The organism is Mycobacterium sp. NGS63 (genome assembly GCF_059812295.1).
The window spans coordinates 503,504-524,885 of sequence record NZ_JCALCJ010000003.1 but is presented as its reverse complement, the minus strand read 5'-3'; the positions used below and the strand labels follow the sequence as shown (position 1 = coordinate 524,885).

The following is a 21,382-nucleotide window of genomic DNA, read 5'->3' as shown; positions in this document are numbered from 1 at the left end:
GTGGTAACGCTCAAGGCCGCCGGGCTGCTCGACGTCGACGCCGGCGAGATCGTGCGGCCCGGCATCGTGCGGGTCGACGGCGACCGGATCGTCGGTGTCGGCGAATCGGGCCCCGACGACTCCGCCATCGATCTGGGCGACGCGATCCTGCTGCCGGGCCTGATGGACATGGAGGTCAACCTCCTGATGGGCGGGCGCGGGGAAAAGCCCGGGCTGTCCCAGGTTCAGGATGACCCGCCGACGCGGATGCTGCGTGCGGTCGGCAACGCCCGTCGCACGTTGCGCGCCGGGTTCACCACCGTGCGCAACCTGGGCCTGTTCGTCAAGACCGGCGGCTACCTGCTGGATGTCGCGCTGGGTAAGGCCATCGACGCGGGCTGGATCGACGGGCCCCGCATCGTGCCCGCCGGACACGCCATCACCCCCACCGGGGGGCATCTGGACCCGACGATGTTCGCCGCGTTCGCACCGCACGTCTTGGACCTGACGGTCGAGGAGGGCATCGCCAACGGAATCGACGAGATCCGCCGGGCCGTGCGTTACCAGATCAAGCACGGCGCCGAGCTGATCAAGGTCTGCTGCTCGGGCGGGGTGATGTCGCTGACGGGCCCCCCTGGCGCGCAGCACTATTCGGACGAGGAACTGCGCGCGATCGTCGACGAGGCGCACCGCCGCGGCCTGCGAGTCGCCGCGCACACGCACGGCGCCGAGGCGGTCATGCACGCGGTCGCGGCCGGTATCGACTGCATCGAGCACGGGTTCCTCATCGACGACGACGCGATCGCCAGCATGGTCGAGCACGGCACCTTCTTGGTGTCCACCCGGCGCCTGGCCGAGGGGATGGACGTCTCGCACGCTCCGCCCGAACTGCAGGCCAAGGCCGCCGAGATGTTCCCGAAGTCGCGCACCTCGATACTGGCCGCCTACGAAGCCGGCGTGAAGATCGCGGTCGGCACCGACGCGCCCGCGATCCCCCACGGCCGCAACGCCGACGAGCTGGTCACCCTCGTCGAGTGGGGCCTGCCGCCGTTGGCGGTGCTGCGCGCGGCGACGGTGACCGCCGCCGAGCTGATCAACGCGACCGACCGCGGCCGACTAGCGCCGGGCCAGCTTGCCGATATCATCGCGGTGCCGGGAAACCCGTTGGACGACATCACCGTTACCCGCAACGTCAGCTTCGTCATGAAAGGCGGCAAGGTCTATGTCGACGGATCAGCCAAGCAGGACTGACGACCTCGTCGAGATCCAGCAGCTGCTCGCCCGCTACGCGGTGACCATCACCCAGGAGGACATCGACGGCCTGATCGGCGTGTTCACGCCGGACGGAACCTACAGCGCCTTCGGCGACACCTACCGGCTCGACCGGTTCCCCGAGCTGGTGGCCGCGGCGCCAAAGGGCTTGTTTCTCACCGGAACTGCGCTGGTCGACATCGACGGCGACGCGGCGAGCGGCACCCAGCCGCTGTGCTTCATCGACCACGCTACCCACGACATGCGCATCGGCTACTACCGCGACACCTACGCCCGCACCGCCGACGGGTGGCGGCTGAAGACCCGTGCCATGACGTTCATCCGCCGCAGCGGCGTGCACGATTCCGGCCGCCCGCACGCCGTGGGCCGTCCGCAGCCCTGAAAAGCCGAGCCGTGGATGTCGAGGAGTTCCGGACGGGCCTGCGGGCGTGGCTCGATCAGCACGACCTGACCCCGGGACCCGACCACTCGCTGCAGGACCACATGCGGCAATTCGCCCGGGTCAGCCGGGCGCTCTACGACGCCGATTGGATGCGCTACGGCTGGCCCGTCGAAGTCGGCGGGCTGGGCGGGCCGGCGCTGCTTCGCGCGATCGTCGGCGAAGAGGTGGTCGGCCGCCGGCTCGCCGAGCCCGGGCCCTATTCGATGCTCGAGGTGCTGGCGCCCACCATGATCGACTACGCCCCCGCCGAACTCGCCGCCGAGATGGTGCCGCGCCTGCTCAGCGGTGAGGAGCAGTGGTGCCAAGGGTTTTCGGAACCGGGGTCGGGCAGCGACCTGGCCTCGCTGACGACGCGGGCGGTCCAGGACGGCGACAACTGGATCGTCAACGGGCAGAAGGTCTGGACCAGCTTCGCGCAGTTTTCCACGCGCTGCGTCCTGCTCACCCGTACCGCGCCCGGCCACGACGGGATCACCGCCTTCTTCGTCGACCTGGACACGCCCGGCATCACCATCCGGCCGCTGCGCACGATGCACGGCGTCGACGAGTTCTGCGAGGTGTACTACGACGACGTGGTGATCCCCGCGAGCCGGATGCTCGGCAAGCCGGGAGACGGCTGGCGGCTCGCGATGGACCTGCTGCCCTACGAGCGCTCCACCTGCTTCTGGCAGCGCATCGCCTACCTGTACTCCCGCTTCGACGAACTCATCAGCGAAACTTCAGCAGCGTCCGACCCTGACGAATCCGCCCTGGGCTCCGCCTATCTGGCGCTGCACACGCTGCGCTGCCGATCCCGCGACACCCAGCACCGGCTGGGCGCCGGCGCCCGACTGGGGCCCGACACCTCCATCGACAAGGTCTTACTCGCCAGCGCCGAACAACGGCTCTACGACACCGTCCGTGACCTGTTGCCCGGGACGCTGGAGCTCGACGACACACCGTGGCGTTCGGAATACCTGTACTCGCGCGCCTCTACCATCTACGGCGGCACCGCCGAGATCCAGCGCAACATCATCGCCCGCCGGCTGCTCGACCTCGGGAAGGAGTGAACCGTGGACCCCTCGACCGATCCTGAGTCACTGCGCCTGCTGGCCGATTCGCTGCGCACCACGATGACCGACGTCGCCTCCGGCGCCAAGCTCGACGCGGCGCTGACCGAACTCGGCTGGCACGACATGCTGGACGAAATACCCGACATCGCAATCCCTTTGGTGTTCCGACTGCTCGGCGAGACGGGCGCGCACGCCGGCGTGCTCAACGACGTGGTGCTGCGCGCGAACGGAGAGACGCCCGGGGGCGCCGCCACGCTGCCGTTCGCCGGCGGCTCCTGGGTGGTGTGGGAGCGCGGCGACGGCTGCGACTCGGCGATCGACGACCTGCTGCCGATACATCGGGTGGCGCAAGGCAATCCGCTGGCACCGGACGCGCTGCACGCGGGGCGTCGGGCGCTGGGCTGGTGGTTGGTCGGCGCCGGCCGCGCGATGCTGTCGCTGGCGCGCCAGCACGCCCTGGACCGCGTCCAATTTGGCAGGCACATCAGCTCGTTTCAGGCGATCCGGCACCGGCTGGCCGAAACACTCGTCGCCATCGAGGGCGCCGAGGCGACCCTGAACGCCACCACCAGCGTCCCGGACGACGCCGACGGGCTGGCCTCACTGCTCGCCAAGGCCGCGGCCGGGCAGGCGGCGCTGACCGCCGCGCGCCACTGTCAGCAGGTGCTCGGCGGCATCGGGTTCACCGCCGAGCATCCGCTGCACCACCACGTCAAGCGGTCGCTGATCCTCGACGGGCTCCTGGGTAGCGCGCGCGAACTCACCCACCAGGCCGGAGCCACGCTGCGCGCCAAGGGATTTGCGCCGAGGCTGGCGCAGCTGTAACGGAGGGGCCCGACCGCACGCGTAGACTCGTCTGCAACTACGAGGATGGGACGCGATGAGTCACCCCGGCACGCCCCGAAACGAGGTCGGCGTCGCCTCGCTGCTCGTGGGCCTGGTCGCGCTGCTCACCTGCTGGCTGCTGATCGGGGTGCCATTCGGCATAGCGGCGGTGATCACCGGCGATGTCGCCCGCAGGAGGGTGCAGCGTGGCGAAGCGAACAATCCGCGAATCGCAATGGCCGGCATGGTGTTAGGGGCGGTGTCGATCGCGTTGGGGCTCGTCGCGATCGGCTATTACGCGTGGTCGGACGCCCGCTAGTTGCGCGGCAGGCCGAGCACCCGTTCGGCGATGATGTTCCGCTGGATCTCGGACGTGCCGCCGGCGATCGTCGCGGCGAAAGTCCGCGCGTAGCGGTCGAACCAGCTGCGGTAGTGGCTGTCCAGGTTCAGCGCGGCGAACGGGGCGGTGACCGCGTGGTACTCGAGACCCTCTGGGCCCGCGGCGTTGAGCGCGTCCTCGCAGGCGCGTTGCAGCGCCTCCGAACCGAGCAGCTTGAGCACCGACTGGGCGGGCACGTCCTCGTCGCCGCGGGCGGCCCGGGCCAGCGTCGCCGATCCCATCAGCTTCACCGCGTAACAGTCCATGACCAGGGTGGCGTAGCGATCCCGCTGCACGGCCCCCGACGGGCCGAAGTCGACGGTCATCGCGTGCAACATCTCGGCGTAGTCCATCCACAGCATCGCGCGTTCGTGCCCCAGCGAACCCGTCGCCACCCGCCAGCCGGCGTTGAGCTCGCCGACCAGGTTCTCCGCCGGCACACGCGCGTCGGTGAAGAACACCTCGTTGAAGTCGACATCCTCGCGGTCGGACACCGAGGCGAACGGGCGGCAGACCACGCCCGGGGTGTCGGTCGGAATGAGTAAAACGCTGATGCCCTTGTGTTTTGGGGCTTCGGGGTCGGTGCGCACGAAGGTCAACAACACGTCCGCGTCGTGGGCGCCCGACGTCCACACCTTCTGTCCGTTGACGACGAAGTGGTCTCCGTCCAGCACCGCCCGTGTCTTCAGTGACGCCAGGTCCGATCCCGCGCCGGGCTCGCTCATTCCGAGTGACGCGGTGATCTCGGCCCGCAGAATCGGCACCGCCCACCGCCGCTTTTGCTCCGGGGTGCCGAACGTCAACAGCGACGCGGCGATGATGCCCACACCCTGGGGATTGAAACTCTGATAGATGCGCCGCCGCCCCAACTCCTCCATGTACACGTACTGCTGTAACAGCGTGGCGTTGCGGCCACCGAATTCGGGCGGGTTTCCGGGCAGCAGCCACCCGGTGTCGAACAGCAGCCGCTGCCAGCGCCGCGCCCAGTCCGGGATGTGCGAGCTCGAGCGCGGTCGCTCGAGGGCCTCGGCGTCGGAGGGCAGGTGGGCGTCCAGAAACGCCACGAAGTCGGCGCGGAACGCCTCGACGTCGGCGTCAAACGTCAGCTGCACAGCGCTCCTTGCGGGGTGGTTTCCGGATTCTCCGGGATGGCGCGTTCTGCTCTTGCAGATTTCGCTTCCATACACACGTGTAAGAGAATAGTATTCTCGTCGTGAGAAAGTTACAATCTCCGACACGACGTCCATAGGGGGTCGAGCGCACCGATGGCACGGCGTTCTCCGGTAGAGTCCAACCATGTTCTCCCCACGCGGCAATCGTCCGAGCCGCCTGTGACCAGCCCGAGCGAGGAACCGGCCTGGAAGCAACGGGCCGTCGAAAGATCCATCAAGACCGCGAAATTGCGCGCCGCGCAGCGCGTTCAGCGCTTCCTCGACGCGGCGCAGGCGATCATCATCGAGAAGGGCAGCACCGACTTCACCGTGCAGGAGGTCGTGGACCGGTCCCGGCAGTCGCTGCGCAGCTTCTATCTGCAGTTCGACGGCAAACACGAGTTGCTGCTCGCCCTGTTCGAGGACGCGTTGAGCCGGTCGGCCGACCAGATCCGCGCCGCCACCGAAAGTCACAGCGACCCGCTGGAGCGGCTCAAAGTCGCCGTCGAGCTGTTGTACGAGGCTTCGCGCCCCGACCCGAGCGCCAAGCGCCCGTTGTTCACCGACTTTGCGCCACGGTTGCTGGTCACCCACCCCGCCGAGGTCAAGATCGCCCACGCACCGCTGCTGGCGTTGCTCACCGAGCTCATGGAGGCCGCCGCCGCCGGCGGGAAGCTGCGCGCCGAGATCAACCCGAAGCGGGTGGCCGCCATGACCATGCAGACGGTCATGTTCATTGCGCAGTCCAGCGGCGGCTCCGACGACGCGACGGTGCACCCCATCACCGCCGACGAGGTGTGGGACTTCTGCTCGCGCGGATTCGTCGGCTAGTTCGTTCGCTGCGCCGCTCGCCATCGCTGAGCTGAGCAAATAGCGCACGGCGGTTGCCTCACGAGAATCATATTCTCTAATATCTAGAACCAGAACTAGCCGAAACGGATTCGTCGTTGACACCTGTTGGTGACCGATGACAGAGTTCACAGGCGGCACGATCCGCGATCCCGGGCGAACGCGGTTCCCGAGAGGTGATTGATTACCCGTGACAGTGAGCGCGGCCAGCGAAATCTACTTCGATCCGTACGACGTGGGACTCAACGCCGACCCGTATCCGATGTTTGCCCGGCTGCGCGAAGAGTCGCCGCTGTACTACAACGAGCAGCACGACTTCTACGCGCTGAGCCGGTTCGACGACGTCGACGACGCGTTGGTCGACTACCAGACCTTCAGCTCGGCCAAGGGCGCGATCCTGGAAATCATCAAGGCCAATATCGACATCCCGCCGGGCACCGTCATTTTCGAGGATCCTCCGATCCATGACATCCACCGCAAGTTGCTGTCGCGGATGTTCACCCCGCGCAAGATCAACGAGCTCGAGCCCAAGATCCGCGAATTCTGCGCGCGTAGTCTGGATCCGCTGATCGGCGCGGACCGGTTCGACTTCGTTGCCGACCTCGGCGCGCAAATGCCCATGCGGGTGATCGGCATGTTGCTCGGCGTTCCCGAGGAAGATCAAGAAGCCGCACGCGATTTCGCGAACGCGCAGATGCGCACCGAGGCCGGCAAGCCGATGGATACCAGCGCCGAGGGCATGGTCAACCCCGAATTCTTCGGCCAGTTCATCGATTGGCGCGCCGAGCACCCCTCCGACGACATCATGACGGAACTCCTCAACGCCGAGTTCGAGGACGAGACCGGGACCGTTCGCAGGCTAACCCGCGACGAACTGCTCACCTATGTCAGCGTGGTGTCCGGCGCCGGCAACGAGACCACGACGCGCCTGATCGGCTGGACCGGCAAGGTGCTGGCCGAGCATCCCGATCAGCGGCGTGCCCTGGTGGAAGACCGATCGCTGATTCCCGCTGCCATCGAGGAGCTGCTGCGTTTCGAGCCGCCGGCCCCGCACGTGTCGCGCTATGTCACCCGCGACATCGAGTACTACGGCCAGCGGGTGCCCGAAGGCAGCGTCATGATGATGCTGATCGGAGCGGCCAACCGCGACCACCGCCAATTCCCGCCGGACGGCGACGTTTTCGACATCCGCCGCGAAGCACGCCAACACCTGACGTTCAGCCTCGGCACCCACTACTGCCTCGGCTCCGCGCTCGCGCGCCTCGAGGGCCGCATCGCCCTCGAAGAGATCCTCAAGCGCTTCCCCGAGTGGGACGTCGACCTCACCGAGGCCAAGCTCTCCCCGACGTCCACCGTGCGGGGCTGGGAGTCAATGCCGGCCGTTCTGCGCTGAACGTGCCGGTTCGATCAACGAATTGAGGTAGCCAATGACTGGACGTGTTGAGGGCAAGGTCGCTTTCATCACCGGGGCGGCACGCGGTCAGGGCCGCAGCCACGCGGTGCGGTTGGCAGAGGAGGGCGCCGACATCATCGCCGTCGACATCTGCAAGCCCATCCGTGAAGGCCTCACGGACACGGCGATTCCCGCGTCGACGCCCGAGGACCTGGCGGAGACCGCCGACCTCGTCAAGGGCCACAACCGCAGGATCGTCACCGCCGAGGTCGACGTGCGTGACTTCGCCGCGCTGAAGGCCGCCGTGGACAGCGGCGTCGAGCAGCTGGGCCGGCTGGACATCATCGTGGCGAACGCCGGCATCGGCAACGGCGGCGAAACGCTGGACAAGACCAGCGAAGAGGACTGGACGGAGATGATCGACGTCAACCTGTCCGGAGTGTGGAAGTCCGTGAAAGCCGGTGTCCCACACATTCTGGCCGGTGGCCGTGGCGGGTCGATCATCCTCACCAGCTCGGTCGGCGGACTCAAGGCCTATCCGCACACCGGCCACTATGTCGCGGCGAAGCATGGGGTCGTCGGGCTGATGCGGGCCTTCGGAGTTGAGCTGGGGCAGCACATGATTCGCGTGAACTCCGTGCACCCCACGCATGTGAGCACGGCGATGATCATGAACGAGGGCACGTGGAAGATGTTCCGGCCCGACCTGGAGAACCCCGGCCCGGACGACATGGCGCCGATCTGCCAGATGTTCCACACGCTGCCGGTCCCGTGGGTCGATCCCATCGACATCAGCAACGCGGTGCTGTTCTTCGCCTCCGACGAGTCCCGCTACGTCACCGGCGTCACCCTGCCCATCGATGCGGGCAGCTGCTTGAAATAGGGTTCCGTCCTATGGACGGTTTTGCAGGGCGCGCGGCGGTGGTGACCGGCGGAGCGAGTGGCATCGGCTTGGCCACCGCCACCGAGTTTGCCCGCCGCGGCGCGCGGCTGGTGCTCGCCGACGTCGATCAGCCCGCGCTGGAACAGGCCGTGGCACGGCTGCGCGACGAGGGTTTCGACGCGCACGGCGTGATGTGCGACGTGCGGCATCTCGAGGAGATGGCGCACCTCGCCGACGAGGCGTTCCGCCTGCTGGGCCAGGTCGACGTGGTCTTCAGCAACGCGGGCATCGTCGTGGCCGGCCCGATCGCGCAGATGACCCACGACGACTGGCGCTGGGTGATCGACATCGACCTGTGGGGCAACATCCACGCCGTCGAGGCGTTCGTGCCGAGGCTGCTCGAGCAGGGCACGGGCGGCCACATCGCGTTCACCGCGTCGTTCGCCGGTCTGGTGCCCAACGCCGGGCTCGGCGCGTACGGCGTGGCCAAGTATGGCGTTGTCGCCCTGGCCGAGACGTTGGCCCGCGAGGTCAAGGACAGCGGCATCGGCGTATCGGTGCTGTGCCCGATGGTCGTCGAGACCAAGCTGGTGTCCAACTCGGAACGCATCCGCGGCGCCGACTACGGGCTGGCCTCGACGCCCGACGTCACGGCGGGCTTCGGCCTGCCTGCGCAGGACGACAGCGTCGGCGTCGACGACGTCGCCCGGCTGACGGCGGACGCGATCCTGGCGAACCGGTTGTACGTCCTGCCGCACGAGGCGGCCCGGGGCTCCGTCAAGCGCCGCTTCGAGCGGATCGACCGGACGTTCGACGACCAGGCCGCCGAGGGCTGGCGGCACTAGCTAATAACTAGGCTCGGGCTTAGCGGTGGGCGGCGGGACGATCCCATCCTGGTTCCCCAATTGCGCAGCCAACTGCGCGAGTTGCTCCTGCAGCCCCGGCGGCAACTGCGAATATATCGTCATCAGCTCTTGCACCAGCGCCGGATTGTTCTGCGCCAGGTTCACCAAGTCCTGCACTAAAGCCGGATTGTTCAGCAACAACGTCGATATGTCATTGAAGACCACGGGATTTTGCAATAGCCCCAATGCGCCGGCCAATAGCGTGTGATTGCCCGCGACCGTCGTCACCAGGTTGTTCAAAACCGCGGGATTGCCCGCGAGCAACGTCACGACGTCGTTCAACACGGTCGGATTGGCCGCAACCGTCCCTATCGCGTCGACAAACGCCGTCGGATTCCCGGCCAGCGCCACGATTCCCTGGGCCACCACGCCGTCGGCGGCCTGCCCGACGGCCGCGGTCGCGCCGTCGACCGCATGCGCGACGGTCGCGACGGCGCCGGTGGCGACCTGTCGCATGGCCGCCACGGCGGGACGGACCGCGGTCTCAACCTGTTTGGCGCCCGCGGCCATGGCCGCCCCGACCGGAGTTTCCCTCAGCGCTTTGACCGCGGGCGCGGCGGCCTTCGCCACCTCGCCCGACGCCGTCGTCGCCACCTTCGCGACCGCTGCGGTGCCGGTGGACATGGTGGTGGCGACCGTGCCGAGCGTGGTCGCGAGCTGCGCGCCCATCGGCTTGACGGCACTGATGATGGTCACGGAAATGAGGGACGCGATCAACCCGTACTCGATCGAGGTGGCCGCGGGGCTGGCCGCGGCCGCCGCCGTCACCTGACCCGGCAGGGCTTGCAGCGCCTGCTGCCAGGGCGACAGCTGCGCGGCGGCCGCCGACGCCCCGCCGTGGTAACCCACCATCGCCGCCACATCCTGGGCCCACATCTGTTCGTATTCGGCCTCTTTCGCCGCGATCGCGGGGGCGTTGAACCCGAACAGGTTCGACACCACCAGCGACACCAGCTGATTGCGGTTGGCCACGACGGCGAGCGGATGCACCACCGCGGCGCGCGCGGCCTCGAACGCGGAGACGACGGCTTTGACCTGGGCGGCCACCCCTCCGGCCTGGGCCGCGGCGACGCCGAGCCACTGCGCGTACGGGGCCGCCGCGGCCGTCATCGCCTGCGAAGCCGGCCCCTGCCACGACGCACCCACCAATCCCGAGGTCACCGACGAGAACGAGTCCGCCGCCGAGCCCAGCTCACCGGCCAGCCCATCCCAGGCCGCCGCGGCGGCCAGCATCGGCCCCGAGCCGGCACCGGAATACATCTGCGCCGAATTGATCTCCGGCGACGACGTCAAGAAACTCATCACGCCCGTCCTTTCCCTGTTGCATTTCTCGGCCCCGCTCGCCGAGAACCCTCGGCGCCCGGTCGACAATTGACGCACCAGATGCCAAGAAACTGTATGAGACCCGTGTCGAATTGTCAGGATTTTTCGCGAACGTCATTTACGTATTCGCGGCACTGAAAAAGCGGCGAATTGCGCTGAGTTAGGCGGAAATCGGGGCCAAATCGATACCGCAAGTTATCGCATCGCCGCGCAAACCATCGCAAATGCCGCCCACTCGCCCGCCGCAACAAACTCGGGGCCAAGTCAACCCCGGGTGCTGCGGCGCCACACCGAGCCCGTCAGGTGGGCGCGCGCATGGCCGGTGCGCTGCCGATCACGCCGTCGGCTTCCAGGCCCGCGATCTCCGCGGGGCTCAGGCCAAGCTCGGACAGCAATTCGTGGTTGTGTTGCCCGAGGGTCGGGGCGGGACTGGCGTGGAACAGCGCCGGGCCGCCGGAGAGTCGCATCGGGACGGTGCTGAGCCTCGCCTTGCCGCTCAGCGGGTGGTCGACTTCCTCGAAGAAGTTCCGGTACGCGAGCTGCTCGAGCTCGGTTTGGCGGTGGGGTTGCATCACCTTGCCCACCGGTACGCCCGCGCTCCACAAGGTGGTCACGACGTCGTCAGCGCTGCGGTGGTCACACCATGCGGCGAGCCGTTCGTCGATCAGGTCCTGACGCGCGCGACGTCCGGCCTCGGTCGACAGCGCGGGATCCGTTGCCCACGAGGGTGATCCCAGCGCGTCCCCCAAACGTTCCCACTGGCTGTCGGATTCCACCGCGATCGCGACCCAGCAGTCGACCCGGCCGAATTCGTCGACGTCGGAGGTGCGGTAGAGGTTCTGCGGCGACGCGGTGGGTCCGCGGTTGCCGGCGCGTTGCAGCACCGCGCCGTACGCGGTGTGCTCGATGATCTGCTCGGCGGAGATGCTCAGCGCGGCATCCACCATCGCCGCCTCGACCAGCACCCCCTGCCCGGTGCGACGGCGGTGCTCCAGCGCCAGCATCAAGGCGTTGAGCGCGTGCACGCCGGCGTTGGGGTCGCCGATCGAATACGGCTCGTAGGGCGAGCGGTCGGGATACCCGGTCAGCCAGCTCAGGCCCGACGCCGACTCGATCGCGTACGCGAACGCGGGGTTGTCGCGCCACGGCCCGTCGAGCCCGAACCCGGGCATGCGCAGCATCACCGCGTCGGGCCGAACCGCTTGGACCGCCGCGAAATCCAACCCGACCTGGTCCAGCACCCGGGGGGTAAAGTTCTCGACGATCACATCGCACGTCGCGATGAACCGCAGCAACAGCTCCCGCCCCCGCGGCTTCTGCAGGTCCAGCGCCAGGCCCCTCTTGTTGGTGTTCAGCGCCGCAAAGATCGGCGACTTGTCCCACCATTGCCTTTCGCTGACCGGTATTCCGGCGATCAGCCGGGTGCCGTCCGGGCGGCGGGCCGACTCCACGTGGATGACGTCGGCGCCGAGCATGGCCAGAAAGTGCGTGCAGCACGGCCCGGCCCAGAACGTCGTCATGTCCAAGACCCGAAGACCGCTGAAGGGCAATCGGTCCGGTGATTCGGGGGCCGTCGGTGCGGGGCGCGGCGACGGCTGCGCGTCGCGGTGCAGGGCGGTGTGTTCGCCCAGCCGCGGCGCCGGACCCGGTCGGCGCAGCGCCGCGGGCCGCATCCGGTAGGGGTGGTTGGGCTGGTGGAAGTCTCCGCGAGGGTTGCGCACGAACGAGCCGCGTTCGGCGAAGTGATCCAATGACGCGATATTGGCGCCGTTGGCGACCGGTGCGTTGGGAATGCGGAACGCCGTTGCGAGGTCGCGGATCTCGTCGACCAGGTTGGCCTCGACCCAGGCGTAGATGTCTTCGGCGTGGACGTTGGCCTGCTCGGTGATCGTCAGCGGTGATTCCTCGTCGATCCACTCGGGGTGACCGACCATCGCGCACAGGTCGAACCATTGCTGCGCGGTGCCGCAGCCGAGGTCGACCAGGCCGTCCTTCGCCTGGGCCACGCCCGGCACCGTGAGCCGCCTCGCGTCGCGCCACGGCCGACCGAGCATTTCGAAGTAGGTCACCGGATAGTAAGTCAGGCAAAGGATTTGGGATTCCAGCATCGACAGGTCTATCAGTTCCCCTGGTTGCGTCGCATCACCGCGACCGAACCGCGAGGCCATGATCGCGGCGCTCGCGTAGGCTCCCGCCATGTACTCGCCGACGCGCCCGCCGACGAAGACGGGCGCCCGTTCGGGCAATCCACGTCCCAGCCCGACGATCCCGCCCGACCACGCCTGCAGCGTGAATTCGGTTGCCGCCCGGTCCTTCCACGGACCCTCCAGCCCGAACGGCGTGATCGAGGCGACGGTCAGGTGCGGGTGGTCACGGTGGATGGCGGCGGGGGTAATTCGCGCGTGTTCGGCCAGCATCGAACCCCGCGTCCAGACCACCGCGTCGGCCGCGGCCAGCAATCGGGTGACCATCTCGAGGTCTTCGCCGAGGTCGGGGTCGGCGACCACGCTGTGCTTGGATCCGGACAGGTAGCTGAACAGCGCGCCGTCGGCGCCGGCGGGGATGGCGGCGCCCGACGCGGACCACCGCCGCAGCGGATCACCCTCGGGCGGTTCGACTTTGATGACCTCGGCGCCGCCGTCGGCGAGGAGTTTGGTGCAGTAGGCGCCCGCTATTCCGGTGGACAGGTCGACCACCGTGTAGCCGGTCAGGGGTGGATCGACGCGCGGCCCTTCACTCATGCCTGCCATGACGGGCTCGAGGTCAGCACTTCCGGGCCGTCGGCGTTGATCAACACCGCTTCCCGGCCGAAGACCGCGCCGACGCCCTGTTCCCAGACGTAGCCCGTCACCGCCAGCACCATTCCCGGCTCCAATCGCTCGGCCGCCGCGCTCCGGGGCAGGTGCTGGGTGACGACGGGCGGGTCGAAGCCCATGCCCAGGCCGCGGGCCACCGGCATCGGCGGCGCGGGCTCCCCCACCGCCGCGTAGGCGGCCAGCAGCTCGTCGGCCGCGGCGCCGGGCCGGCAGGCCGCGAACAGGCTGGCCCACAACCTATCCCAGCGCCGGTAGAGGGCGGCCCCGTCGGCGTTGCCCACCGGCCAGGTCCGGCCTACCTCGCCGACGTAGCCGCCCGCCAGCACGCCGGCCGAGAAGGCGACCAGGTCGCCTTCGCCGACGCGGCGGTCGCCGCCACGCCGGGCGACGCGCCATGGGTGTTCATGCGAAGTCACCCACGCGACATCCTGATTCGACGGGGTGCTCACCCCGCCGGCCGCCACCGCTTCCAGCAGCACCCCGGCCAGCAGCTGTTCGCTCACGCCGGGCCGCAGCTCGGATACCGCGGCGGCCAGGCCGGACTCGGCGACCGCGATCGCCTCCCGCAGGGCCCGCACCTCGTCGGCCGTCTTGACGCGCCGGGCGGCGCGCATGGCGAGCTCCCCGTCGACCAGGTCGGCGTTCGGGAATGCCGTCGGCAGCAGTTGCGCGAAAGCCGGTGACAGCGCGTCGGTCCCGACACGGCGCGCGGTGGGCGCGCCGTCGATGCGCTGCAGCGCGGCGATGGTATTCATCGGGTTCCACGAGATGCCGTACAGGTTCTCGTGGGGGATGTCGTCGGGGACGCCCTCGTCCCACGTGCTGAGCAGATGGATCGCGCCCGTTTCGCGCACCAGCACGCAGGTCGGCCCGAAGGGCCGGGTCCCGGCGACCCACAGCTGCGGCACGCCGGTCACGTACCGGACGTTGGCCTGCCGGCCGAGGACCAGGACGTCGAGGCCGTGCGCCGCCATCTGCTCGAGGGCCCGCTGGCGGCGCCCGGAGCGCAGTGTGCGATCGTCTGGGCGAACCTCAACTGACATGGTGGCCATAGGGGTTGTACGGGTAGTCGGTCAATTTGATCCAGCCGTCGTCGGTGATCACCAAAACCTCTTCGCTGCGGTAGCCGCCGGTGCCGTCCTCCCACACCACGGGCTCGAGAACGAGCACCATCCCGGATTGCAGGACAAAATTCTCGTCGAACTCCTGGCCGAGATCCGTTCCGATCATGGGCATTTCGGCGGCGTTGACGCCGATGCCGTGGCCGAGGTAGAAGTGCGGCAGCCACGGCTTGGTGCCGCCGTTGGCCTTGATTGCGGCCCGGCCCAGATCCGCCGCGGTGGCACCGGCCTTGGCCACGTCCAGCACGGCGGTCATGATCTCGAACCATTTGTCGAACTGCGCCTGCTGGCGCGGCGATGGGTCGCGGCCGACGATCCAGGTGCGCCCGAAGTCCGAGCAGTAGCCGTGATAGGTGATGCTGACGTCGGTCCACAGCACGTCGCCTTCGGCGAGTTCGCGTTCGGTGCTCAGCAGCGGCAGCGCCAGGTCGCCGTGCGTGGTCCACACCCCCTCGGCCTTGCTCGGCGGCATGACCTGCCAGATGGGTTCCAGCATGCTGGCTGTGGCGCCCAGTTCGAACGCCCGCCGCAAAAAGCTGGCCGACAGGTCGATCTGGCGGATGCCGGGGGCCAGCGCCTGGTAGACGTCGACCATCGCCTCGTCGGTGATCCGGATGGCGGTGCGCATGCACGACAGTTCGTCGGGCGTCTTGATCCCCTTGGCGGCGGCGACGACGGCGCTGGCGTCCGCGGGGGCGCCGCCGGGGAACAGCACCTTGTGGGCGCGGGACATGGCGCCGGTGAACTCGTCCACCGCGACCTTCGCCCCGGCCGGGATCAGGTCGGCCAGTGTGCGGGCGAAATTCTCGACGCCCTCGTCGAATTCGAGGTAGACCGGCCCGTGCAGGTGATCGGTGGGCAGGTCCGACTCCAGCGAAGCACCCTCGCGAAACGGCAGGAACAAATGCGGCGACTCGTCGCCGGCGACCACCACCGCCACGGGCCGCTCGACGTAGGACAGCCCGGCGTCGCCCAGCGGCCAACTGGTACCCGTCGCATACACCACCGCGTTGTTGCCCAGCAGGACCATCGCGTCGATGCCGCGTTCGGCCATCGCCGAACGCAGCCGCGCCCCCGTCTCGCGGCGCATGCGCGCCAGGTCGGGCGTCTCGGGAATCACCAGCGCACTACTGGTGGCGCCACCCGGCTGAGCGAAAGTGGTCACAAGCCAAGGAATTCCGTGATGTTGCCGCTGACGACCCGTGCCGCGTCCGCCGGCCCGAGGGCCTCGACGACGGCGGCCAGGGACTTCTCCGAATAGCCGTACGTGCTCTCATTGTGCGGGTAGTCGCTGGACCACATCACCTTGTCCACGCCGATCTTGTCGATCAGCTGCAGGCCCAGGGGGTCGACCATGAACGAGGCGCTCATGTGCGTGTCCCAGTAGTAGCGCACGTCGTGCTCCAGCGGCCGGTTGAACATGTGCTGGTAGGAGGCGACTAGGTGCTCGGCGTCCTGCAGCGCCCACGGCACCCAGGAGATCCCGCCCTCGAACCAGCCGATCCGCAGGCCCGGGTGGTCGTCGAGAATGCCGGTGAACAGGTACTTGGCGAATTGTTCGCGGAAGCCGTCGATGTTGATCATCATGCCGACCACCACGCTGTTGTACTGGCACGGGGTCTTCGGCGGGGTTTCGCCGATGTGGTGGGCGATCGGGAGTCCGGCGGCCTCGATCTCGTCCCAGACCGGCTTCATCGCGGCGCTGCCGTAGTCGATGATGTTGCCGTCGTCGTCCTTGCCGGGATTCAGCGGCAGCAGGAACGTCTTGAGCCCCAACGACTTCAGCTCGTCCAGCGTGCGCCGCGTGCCCTGCGGGTCCCACCAGTTGATCAGCCCGGCGCCGTAGAAGTGGCCGTCGGAGCGCTCCTGGAGCTCGGCGATGTACTCGTTGTAGATGCGGAACGCGAGTTCGCGAAGCTTCTTGTCGGGGTAGTGGAACAGCGCCAGCACCGCGTTGGGGAAGGCCAGTTCCTTGTCCACGCCGTCGTCGTGCAGCTCCTGAATCCGGGCCTCGATGTTGGTACTGGCGGCGCCGGGCAGGTCGTCGTACTGCATCAGCACCGCGCTGAAGTCACCCGGCAGGAACGACTGGCCCTTCCGGCCGACCTGATACGCGCCTTCCTCGTACCAGATCCGCGGCGCCTTCTCCTTGAGCTCGTCCGGGAAACGCTCGTAGAAGATGTCCGCGGCGAGCGAGATGTGGTTGTCCGCGGAGAAGACCACGGTGCCGTCGGGCAGTCCCACGTTGCTGCCGCTCGCGTGCCCACGGCGATCCTTCGGCGCGCCAAAGCCTCCCGGCGGATAGAGCGAAACGGTGCTTGCTTGAGTCGTCATGATTGACCCTCCATTCGGGATCGGCTTCTTCGAGAGTAGTCAGCCTGCGTTACCAGGTCACCGGAAGTTCGTAGACGCCGTAGGCCAACCGGTCGTCCTTGAACGGCACGTCCTCGATCGGGATGGCCAGCGCCAGCGTCGGGATGCGGCGGAACAGCGTGCGGTAGACGATTTGCAGCTCCGCGCGCGCCAGCTGCTGCCCGACGCATTGGTGCCGGCCGTAGCCGAACGCGACGTTGCGGTCCGCCCCCGACCGGTGCACGTACAGCCGATCGGGCTCGGTGAAGGCGTGCCGATCCCAGTTGGCGGGCGCCAGGTCGATGATGATGCCCTCGCCGGCCCGGATGACCTCGCCGGCGATGGCGATGTCTTCGAGGGCGACGCGGCGCTGCCCGTTCTGGATGATGCTCAGGTAGCGCAACAACTCCTCGACCGCGTTCGCCACGATCTTGGGATCTTCGGCGTCGCGGATAACGGCCAATTGGTGGGGATTTTCCAGCAACGCCAGCACGCCGAGCCCGATCATGTTCGAAGTGGTCTCGTGCCCGGCGATCAGCAGCCCGGTGCCCAGCTGCGCGGCCTCCTTCACGCTGAGCTCGCCGGCTTTGACGCGCTCGGCCAGGTCGGAAACCGCGTCCTCAGCGGGGTTTTCCATCTTGGCCTCGACCAGCTGCGCGAGGTACTTGTGCAGGCTCATCGCGCCTTTGACGGTGTCCTCACCAGTGGCGTAGCGCGCCAGCCCGACGTTGGCGTGGTGCTGGAACATGTCGGCGTCTTCGTAGGGCACGCCGAGGAGCTGGCTGATCACCAGCGAGGGGACCGGCAGCGCCAGCGCGGTGACGACATCGGCCGGTTGCGGCCCGGCGAGCATCGCGTCGATGTGCTCGTCGGTGAGCTGCTGGATGGTCGGCCGCAACGCTTCCACGCGTTTGAAGGTGAAGGGCTTGGACAGCATGCGCCGGAATCGGGTGTGCTCCTCGCCGTCGGAGGTGAAGACCGACCGCGGCCGCTTGTGCACGGTGGACAACATGCCGGCGTTCCAGTGCGGGAACCCCGGCGTCCGGTCGTCGACGCTGACGCGGGAATCCGAAAACAGCTCGCGCACTTGCTCGTAGCCCGTGATCAGCCACGGTGTGCTGCCGTCCCAGATCCGAACCCTGGACAGTGGCCTGGCCTCGGCGAGCGCCATGACGTCCGGCGGTGGGGCGAAGGGGCAGCCCGCATTCCGGGCCATCGGGTAGTCGGGGATCTCGGCCTCGGTGGTGGTGATGCTCGTCAACGTTTCCGACATGTCATTCCTCGATGTGGATGGCCAGGGCGGGGCACGCCGCCGCCGCGCGGCGCGCGCCCTCGGCCTGCTCGGCCGTGGGATTCGGATTGAGCAGGACGACCACACCGTCGTCGTCGCGCTGGTCGAACACCTCCGGCGCGTTCATGACGCAGTTCCCCGAGGATGCGCAAATGTTTTGGTCAACAGTCACTTTCATCTGCAGACGTCCTACTCGTACGGCGTCACGGGCGCCAGCCACAGGCCCACGATCGCGTCGATCAGGCCGGAAGCGGCCGCCCGCCAGGACGATTGGTGCATCGATGAACCCGTCACCAACGCGCGTTCGCGGTCGGCGCAGGTGTGCATCAACAGGTTGCGGGCCATGATGTTGCGTTCGAAACGCACCTCGGCCGGCAGGTTGGGCAGGCAGCTGTTGATGCCGTCGACGACCTGAACCAGCGACGGGGAGCTCAGTGCGCCCTTGACGATGATGTTGTAGTACGCCGGATCGGTCATCGCCTGCGCCGCGAAGCGCGCATACCAGGTTGGGTTACCCAGGTCGGCCAGATGGTCGGTGAGGGGCCGCACCAGGCAGGCCACCCAGTCGCGCATCTCGACGGGACCGCCGGAGTCCACCAGCTCGGCCACCATCTGTTCGCGAAGCCGCTCGACGGGGCCCCGGTGTTTCTGCTCGATGGCGCGCACCAGGTCGGCCTTGGTGCCGAAGTGGTAGCCCACCGCGGCGTTGTTGCCCTGCCCGGCGGCCTCGCTGACCTGCCGATTCGACACCGCGAACATGCCGTGCTCGGCATACAGGCGCTCGGCCGCCACCAGGATCGCCTCCTGGGTGGAGCTGGCCCGCTCGGTGCGGACGGCCCGGCCTGCGGTGGTCATTCCGCTAGTCAACCGCGGTGCTCGCATTAAGTCAAGCGCTTGATTTAAAGTGCCGACAGCCGGCATCGATAGCGCATGTAGAGTTGCATCTACGCATGATACGATGCGGTTATGCCCAAAACGGTCCAGATCCGGGACCTCGACGACGAGGTGTACGCGGCGTTGGTACGGCGCGCGGCAGAAGAGGGCATTTCGGTTCCCGAGCTGCTGCGCCGGGAGGCTGCCCGGTTGGCCGCACGGCCGTCGGTTGCACAGTGGCTGGCGCGCACCGGCCGCCGCCCGTCGGCGGTATCCACATCCGAGGTGCTGGCGACATTGGACGAGTGGCGGGGCGACTGGCCCGATGCTGGTCGTTGACGCATCTTGCCTGTTTGAAGTCGTCGCGGACACGCCGCGGTCGGGTGACATCGCGGCCCGCCTGGCAACCGACGTCGACCAGGTAGCGCCACACGTAATCGACGTCGAGGTGATGGGCGTCATCCGCGCTCAGCACTTGCGCGGACAGTTGGACGGCACAGCCGCCGCGCAGGCGGTCGCCGATCTGCGCGACTGGCCCGGAGAGCGATTCGGCCACCGTCCGCTGTTGGAGCGCGCGTGGCAGCTGCGCGACTCGGTCCGAGGCTGGGACGCGTTCTACGTGGCATTGGCCGAAGCTTTCGACGCGACGCTCCTGACGCTCGACGCGCGCCTGGCCCGTGCGCATGGGCCGGTCTGCCAGATTGAGGTTCTCGGACCCTGATCAGCCAGCGTTGCGTGACTCGCTGCGACGGCGGATCGGCTTGCCGGCGACGGTCCCGCCGTCCACCGGCAGCACGGTCCCGGTGACGTAGCGCGACCGGTCGGTCGCGAAATACAGTGCCGCCTCGGCGATGTCGTCGGGCGTGCCTTCGCGCTTCAGCGGGCGGTCGTCGCGCATCGTCTGACGAATCTGCGCCTCGAACCGCACGAGTTGCTCGGGATCCATGTCCAACGCCGACTTCGACACGATCGGCGTGGGGATGTTGCCCGGCGCGATGGCATTGACCCGAATCTCGTAGTGCGCGAATTCGATTGCCGCGCACTTGGTGAACTGGATGACGGCGGCCTTGGATGCGCGGTACGTCATCACGCCGGCGCCGGCCTGGATCCCGCCGATCGAGGTCACGTTGATGATCGATCCCCCACCGTGTTCGGCCATGTGCCGGCCGGCTTCTCGGGTGCCCGCCATCACGCCGAGGACGTTGACCCCCATGACGCGGTGAAAATCGGCGAGGTCGTCGTCGAAGAACCGGCGATGCATCTTGCTCGAGACCCCGGCGTTGTTCACGATGACGTGCAAACCACCGAACTTCTCGACGGTCGCCGCCACCAGCGCGCTCACCTGTTCGGGATCGGACACGTCGGTACGGCGGAAGCAGGCGTCGGCCCCCAGTCCCGCCGCGAGGGCTTCACCCTGATCGGTTTCGACGTCGGCGATGACGACACGCGCGCCCTCGGCGACGAATCTCTCGACCATGCCGCGGCCCAGACCGGACGCACCGCCGGTGACGACGGCTACCTTGCCCGCGAGTTCGTTGACCACACGACGAGTTAATCGGTGGCGGCGGCGTTAAGTCAAGCAGTTGATTTAAGCTGGCGGGCGCGCCGTCTTCCACCCCGGTTCCATTGCCGGGGCGCCGGGGACGATGCTGTGATGGCCAGTCATCACACAATTCGGGAGGCTCGATAGTGAAAATTCTGGTCGTCGGCGGCACCGGACTCATTGGCTCGCAGGTCATCGCCAATCTGGCGCAGCTGGGGCACGAGGCCCTTTCGGCCTCACCGCGCTCGGGTGTCAACAGCGTCACCGGCGAAGGCCTCGCCGAAGCGGTGGCGGGCGTGCACACGGTGGTGGACGTGTCCAACTCGCCTTCGTTCGACGACGAACCCGTGCTGCACTTCTTCACGGCGTCGACCAAGAACCTGCTCGCCGCCGAGGGCGTGGCCGGCGTGCGGCACCACGTCGCGCTCTCGATCGTCGGTGCCGACCGTGCCCCGGACAGCGGCTACATGCGGGCCAAGGTTGCCCAGGAGAAGTTGATCGAGGAATCGGCGATCCCCTATTCGGTCGTGCGGGCAACGCAGTTCTTCGAATTCGTCACCGCCATCGCCGATTCGGCCACCGAGGGCGACACGGTCCGCCTGCCGCAGGGGGCGTTCCAGCCCATCGCCGCCAAGGACGTTGCCACGGCCGTCGCCGGCGCGGCGATCAGCGGTCCCACCAACGGCTTCACCAATATCGCCGGCCCCGAAAAGCGTGGCATGGACGAGTTCATCCGCGCGGCGCTCGCCGCATCCGGCGATCCACGCCGAGTGGTCGGTGACCCCGACGCCCGCTACTTCGGCACGCGGCTCGATGAGCACACCATCGTTCCGATCGAGGGCGAGGACCCGACGATTTACCCCACCCGCTTCAACGATTGGCTGGCCTCGCAGAACACGTAGCGCCGCGCATTCGACGGCGCCGTCTCGATTC

22 protein-coding genes and 1 pseudogene are annotated in these 21,382 nt (G+C 68.0%); 12 read left to right on the top strand and 11 right to left on the bottom strand.

Translation table 11 applies throughout. From position 1 onward, the window contains the following. Genes AC5Y4Z_RS09500 through AC5Y4Z_RS09480 form a run of 5 tightly spaced genes read left to right on the top strand, consistent with a single transcriptional unit; the run spans position 1 to position 3,889 of the window. On the top strand, positions 1 to 1,230 hold the full coding sequence (locus tag AC5Y4Z_RS09500) for a metal-dependent hydrolase family protein (RefSeq protein WP_499962918.1): 1,230 nt from the start codon (positions 1 to 3) through the stop codon (positions 1,228 to 1,230). Continuing rightward, positions 1,202 to 1,633: a nuclear transport factor 2 family protein gene (locus AC5Y4Z_RS09495; protein WP_499962917.1), complete on the top strand. Its 432-nt coding sequence runs from the start codon at positions 1,202 to 1,204 to the stop codon at positions 1,631 to 1,633. Before AC5Y4Z_RS09500 ends, AC5Y4Z_RS09495 begins: the two co-directional genes overlap by 29 nt. Positions 1,634 to 1,644: 11 nt before the next feature. Then, complete coding sequence (locus AC5Y4Z_RS09490; protein WP_499962915.1) at positions 1,645 to 2,742, top strand: acyl-CoA dehydrogenase family protein; 1,098 nt, start codon at positions 1,645 to 1,647, stop codon at positions 2,740 to 2,742. Positions 2,743 to 2,745: 3 nt separating this feature from the next. After that, positions 2,746 to 3,570, top strand: a complete 825-nt coding sequence (locus AC5Y4Z_RS09485; RefSeq protein ID WP_499962913.1) for an acyl-CoA dehydrogenase family protein — start codon at positions 2,746 to 2,748, stop codon at positions 3,568 to 3,570. Between the two features lie 55 nt (positions 3,571 to 3,625). Beyond that, the gene (locus AC5Y4Z_RS09480; protein ID WP_499962911.1) at positions 3,626 to 3,889 is read left to right on the top strand and encodes a DUF4190 domain-containing protein; all 264 of its coding nucleotides are present in this window, start codon (positions 3,626 to 3,628) and stop codon (positions 3,887 to 3,889) included. Here the strand turns inward: AC5Y4Z_RS09480 and AC5Y4Z_RS09475 are convergent. Next, positions 3,886 to 5,061 (bottom strand): acyl-CoA dehydrogenase family protein, encoded by a 1,176-nt coding sequence (locus tag AC5Y4Z_RS09475; RefSeq protein ID WP_499962909.1) that lies wholly within the window; start codon positions 5,059 to 5,061, stop codon positions 3,886 to 3,888. The two genes, AC5Y4Z_RS09480 and AC5Y4Z_RS09475, sit on opposite strands and share 4 nt — an antisense overlap. A gap of 219 nt (positions 5,062 to 5,280) precedes the next feature. Here AC5Y4Z_RS09475 and AC5Y4Z_RS09470 point away from each other — a divergent pair, with 219 nt between their 5' ends. From AC5Y4Z_RS09470 to AC5Y4Z_RS09455, 4 genes are all read left to right on the top strand, one after another. Then, positions 5,281 to 5,931 (top strand): TetR/AcrR family transcriptional regulator, encoded by a 651-nt coding sequence (locus AC5Y4Z_RS09470; RefSeq protein WP_499962907.1) that lies wholly within the window; start codon positions 5,281 to 5,283, stop codon positions 5,929 to 5,931. A gap of 208 nt (positions 5,932 to 6,139) precedes the next feature. After that, the gene (locus tag AC5Y4Z_RS09465) at positions 6,140 to 7,342 is read left to right on the top strand and encodes a cytochrome P450 (RefSeq protein WP_499962905.1); all 1,203 of its coding nucleotides are present in this window, start codon (positions 6,140 to 6,142) and stop codon (positions 7,340 to 7,342) included. A 34-nt stretch (positions 7,343 to 7,376) separates the two neighbouring features. Beyond that, positions 7,377 to 8,225: a mycofactocin-coupled SDR family oxidoreductase gene (locus tag AC5Y4Z_RS09460; RefSeq protein ID WP_499962903.1), complete on the top strand. Its 849-nt coding sequence runs from the start codon at positions 7,377 to 7,379 to the stop codon at positions 8,223 to 8,225. An 11-nt stretch (positions 8,226 to 8,236) separates the two neighbouring features. Beyond that, entirely contained in the window at positions 8,237 to 9,070 is an 834-nt protein-coding gene (locus AC5Y4Z_RS09455; protein ID WP_499962901.1) for an SDR family NAD(P)-dependent oxidoreductase, read from the top strand. On the opposite strand, the gene AC5Y4Z_RS09450 is transcribed toward AC5Y4Z_RS09455, so the two are convergent. From AC5Y4Z_RS09450 to AC5Y4Z_RS09410, 9 genes and pseudogenes are all read right to left on the bottom strand, one after another. Further along, on the bottom strand, positions 9,071 to 9,826 hold the full coding sequence (locus AC5Y4Z_RS09450; protein WP_499963317.1) for a hypothetical protein: 756 nt from the start codon (positions 9,824 to 9,826) through the stop codon (positions 9,071 to 9,073). It lies immediately after the preceding gene. Positions 9,827 to 9,865: 39 nt separating this feature from the next. After that, positions 9,866 to 10,432: pseudogene (locus AC5Y4Z_RS09445) on the bottom strand (PPE family protein); the annotation flags it as partial. A 320-nt stretch (positions 10,433 to 10,752) separates the two neighbouring features. Beyond that, complete coding sequence (locus AC5Y4Z_RS09440) at positions 10,753 to 13,194, bottom strand: CaiB/BaiF CoA transferase family protein (RefSeq protein ID WP_499962899.1); 2,442 nt, start codon at positions 13,192 to 13,194, stop codon at positions 10,753 to 10,755. Then, positions 13,191 to 14,312, bottom strand: coding sequence for a M24 family metallopeptidase (locus tag AC5Y4Z_RS09435; RefSeq protein WP_499962897.1), 1,122 nt, complete (start codon positions 14,310 to 14,312; stop codon positions 13,191 to 13,193). Before AC5Y4Z_RS09435 ends, AC5Y4Z_RS09440 begins: the two co-directional genes overlap by 4 nt. Then, positions 14,302 to 15,480, bottom strand: coding sequence for a M24 family metallopeptidase (locus AC5Y4Z_RS09430; RefSeq protein ID WP_499963314.1), 1,179 nt, complete (start codon positions 15,478 to 15,480; stop codon positions 14,302 to 14,304). Before AC5Y4Z_RS09430 ends, AC5Y4Z_RS09435 begins: the two co-directional genes overlap by 11 nt. 71 nt (positions 15,481 to 15,551) lie before the next feature. Next, positions 15,552 to 16,613 carry an amidohydrolase family protein gene (locus tag AC5Y4Z_RS09425; RefSeq protein ID WP_499963312.1) on the bottom strand — a complete coding sequence of 354 codons (1,062 nt, stop codon included), beginning with the start codon at positions 16,611 to 16,613 and terminating at the stop codon, positions 15,552 to 15,554. A 160-nt stretch (positions 16,614 to 16,773) separates the two neighbouring features. Continuing rightward, positions 16,774 to 18,015 carry a cytochrome P450 gene (locus AC5Y4Z_RS09420; RefSeq protein ID WP_499962895.1) on the bottom strand — a complete coding sequence of 414 codons (1,242 nt, stop codon included), beginning with the start codon at positions 18,013 to 18,015 and terminating at the stop codon, positions 16,774 to 16,776. Between the two features lies 1 nt (position 18,016). Then, a complete protein-coding gene (locus AC5Y4Z_RS09415) occupies positions 18,017 to 18,211 on the bottom strand; it encodes a ferredoxin (RefSeq protein WP_067327441.1) in 195 nt (64 codons plus the stop codon). Positions 18,212 to 18,222: 11 nt separating this feature from the next. Next, on the bottom strand, positions 18,223 to 18,888 hold the full coding sequence (locus AC5Y4Z_RS09410; RefSeq protein ID WP_499962893.1) for a TetR/AcrR family transcriptional regulator: 666 nt from the start codon (positions 18,886 to 18,888) through the stop codon (positions 18,223 to 18,225). A 111-nt stretch (positions 18,889 to 18,999) separates the two neighbouring features. Here AC5Y4Z_RS09410 and AC5Y4Z_RS09405 point away from each other — a divergent pair, with 111 nt between their 5' ends. Together AC5Y4Z_RS09405 and AC5Y4Z_RS09400 are read left to right on the top strand one after the other, a co-directional pair. Further along, positions 19,000 to 19,245, top strand: coding sequence for a FitA-like ribbon-helix-helix domain-containing protein (locus tag AC5Y4Z_RS09405; protein ID WP_499962891.1), 246 nt, complete (start codon positions 19,000 to 19,002; stop codon positions 19,243 to 19,245). Continuing rightward, positions 19,232 to 19,627, top strand: a complete 396-nt coding sequence (locus tag AC5Y4Z_RS09400; protein ID WP_499962888.1) for a type II toxin-antitoxin system VapC family toxin — start codon at positions 19,232 to 19,234, stop codon at positions 19,625 to 19,627. Before AC5Y4Z_RS09405 ends, AC5Y4Z_RS09400 begins: the two co-directional genes overlap by 14 nt. Here the strand turns inward: AC5Y4Z_RS09400 and AC5Y4Z_RS09395 are convergent, their stop codons facing one another. Then, positions 19,628 to 20,449 (bottom strand): SDR family NAD(P)-dependent oxidoreductase, encoded by an 822-nt coding sequence (locus AC5Y4Z_RS09395; protein ID WP_499962886.1) that lies wholly within the window; start codon positions 20,447 to 20,449, stop codon positions 19,628 to 19,630. It lies immediately after the preceding gene. Positions 20,450 to 20,595: 146 nt separating this feature from the next. Here AC5Y4Z_RS09395 and AC5Y4Z_RS09390 point away from each other — a divergent pair, with 146 nt between their 5' ends. Further along, positions 20,596 to 21,351, top strand: coding sequence for an SDR family oxidoreductase (locus AC5Y4Z_RS09390; RefSeq protein ID WP_499962883.1), 756 nt, complete (start codon positions 20,596 to 20,598; stop codon positions 21,349 to 21,351). Positions 21,352 to 21,382 lie beyond the last annotated feature (31 nt).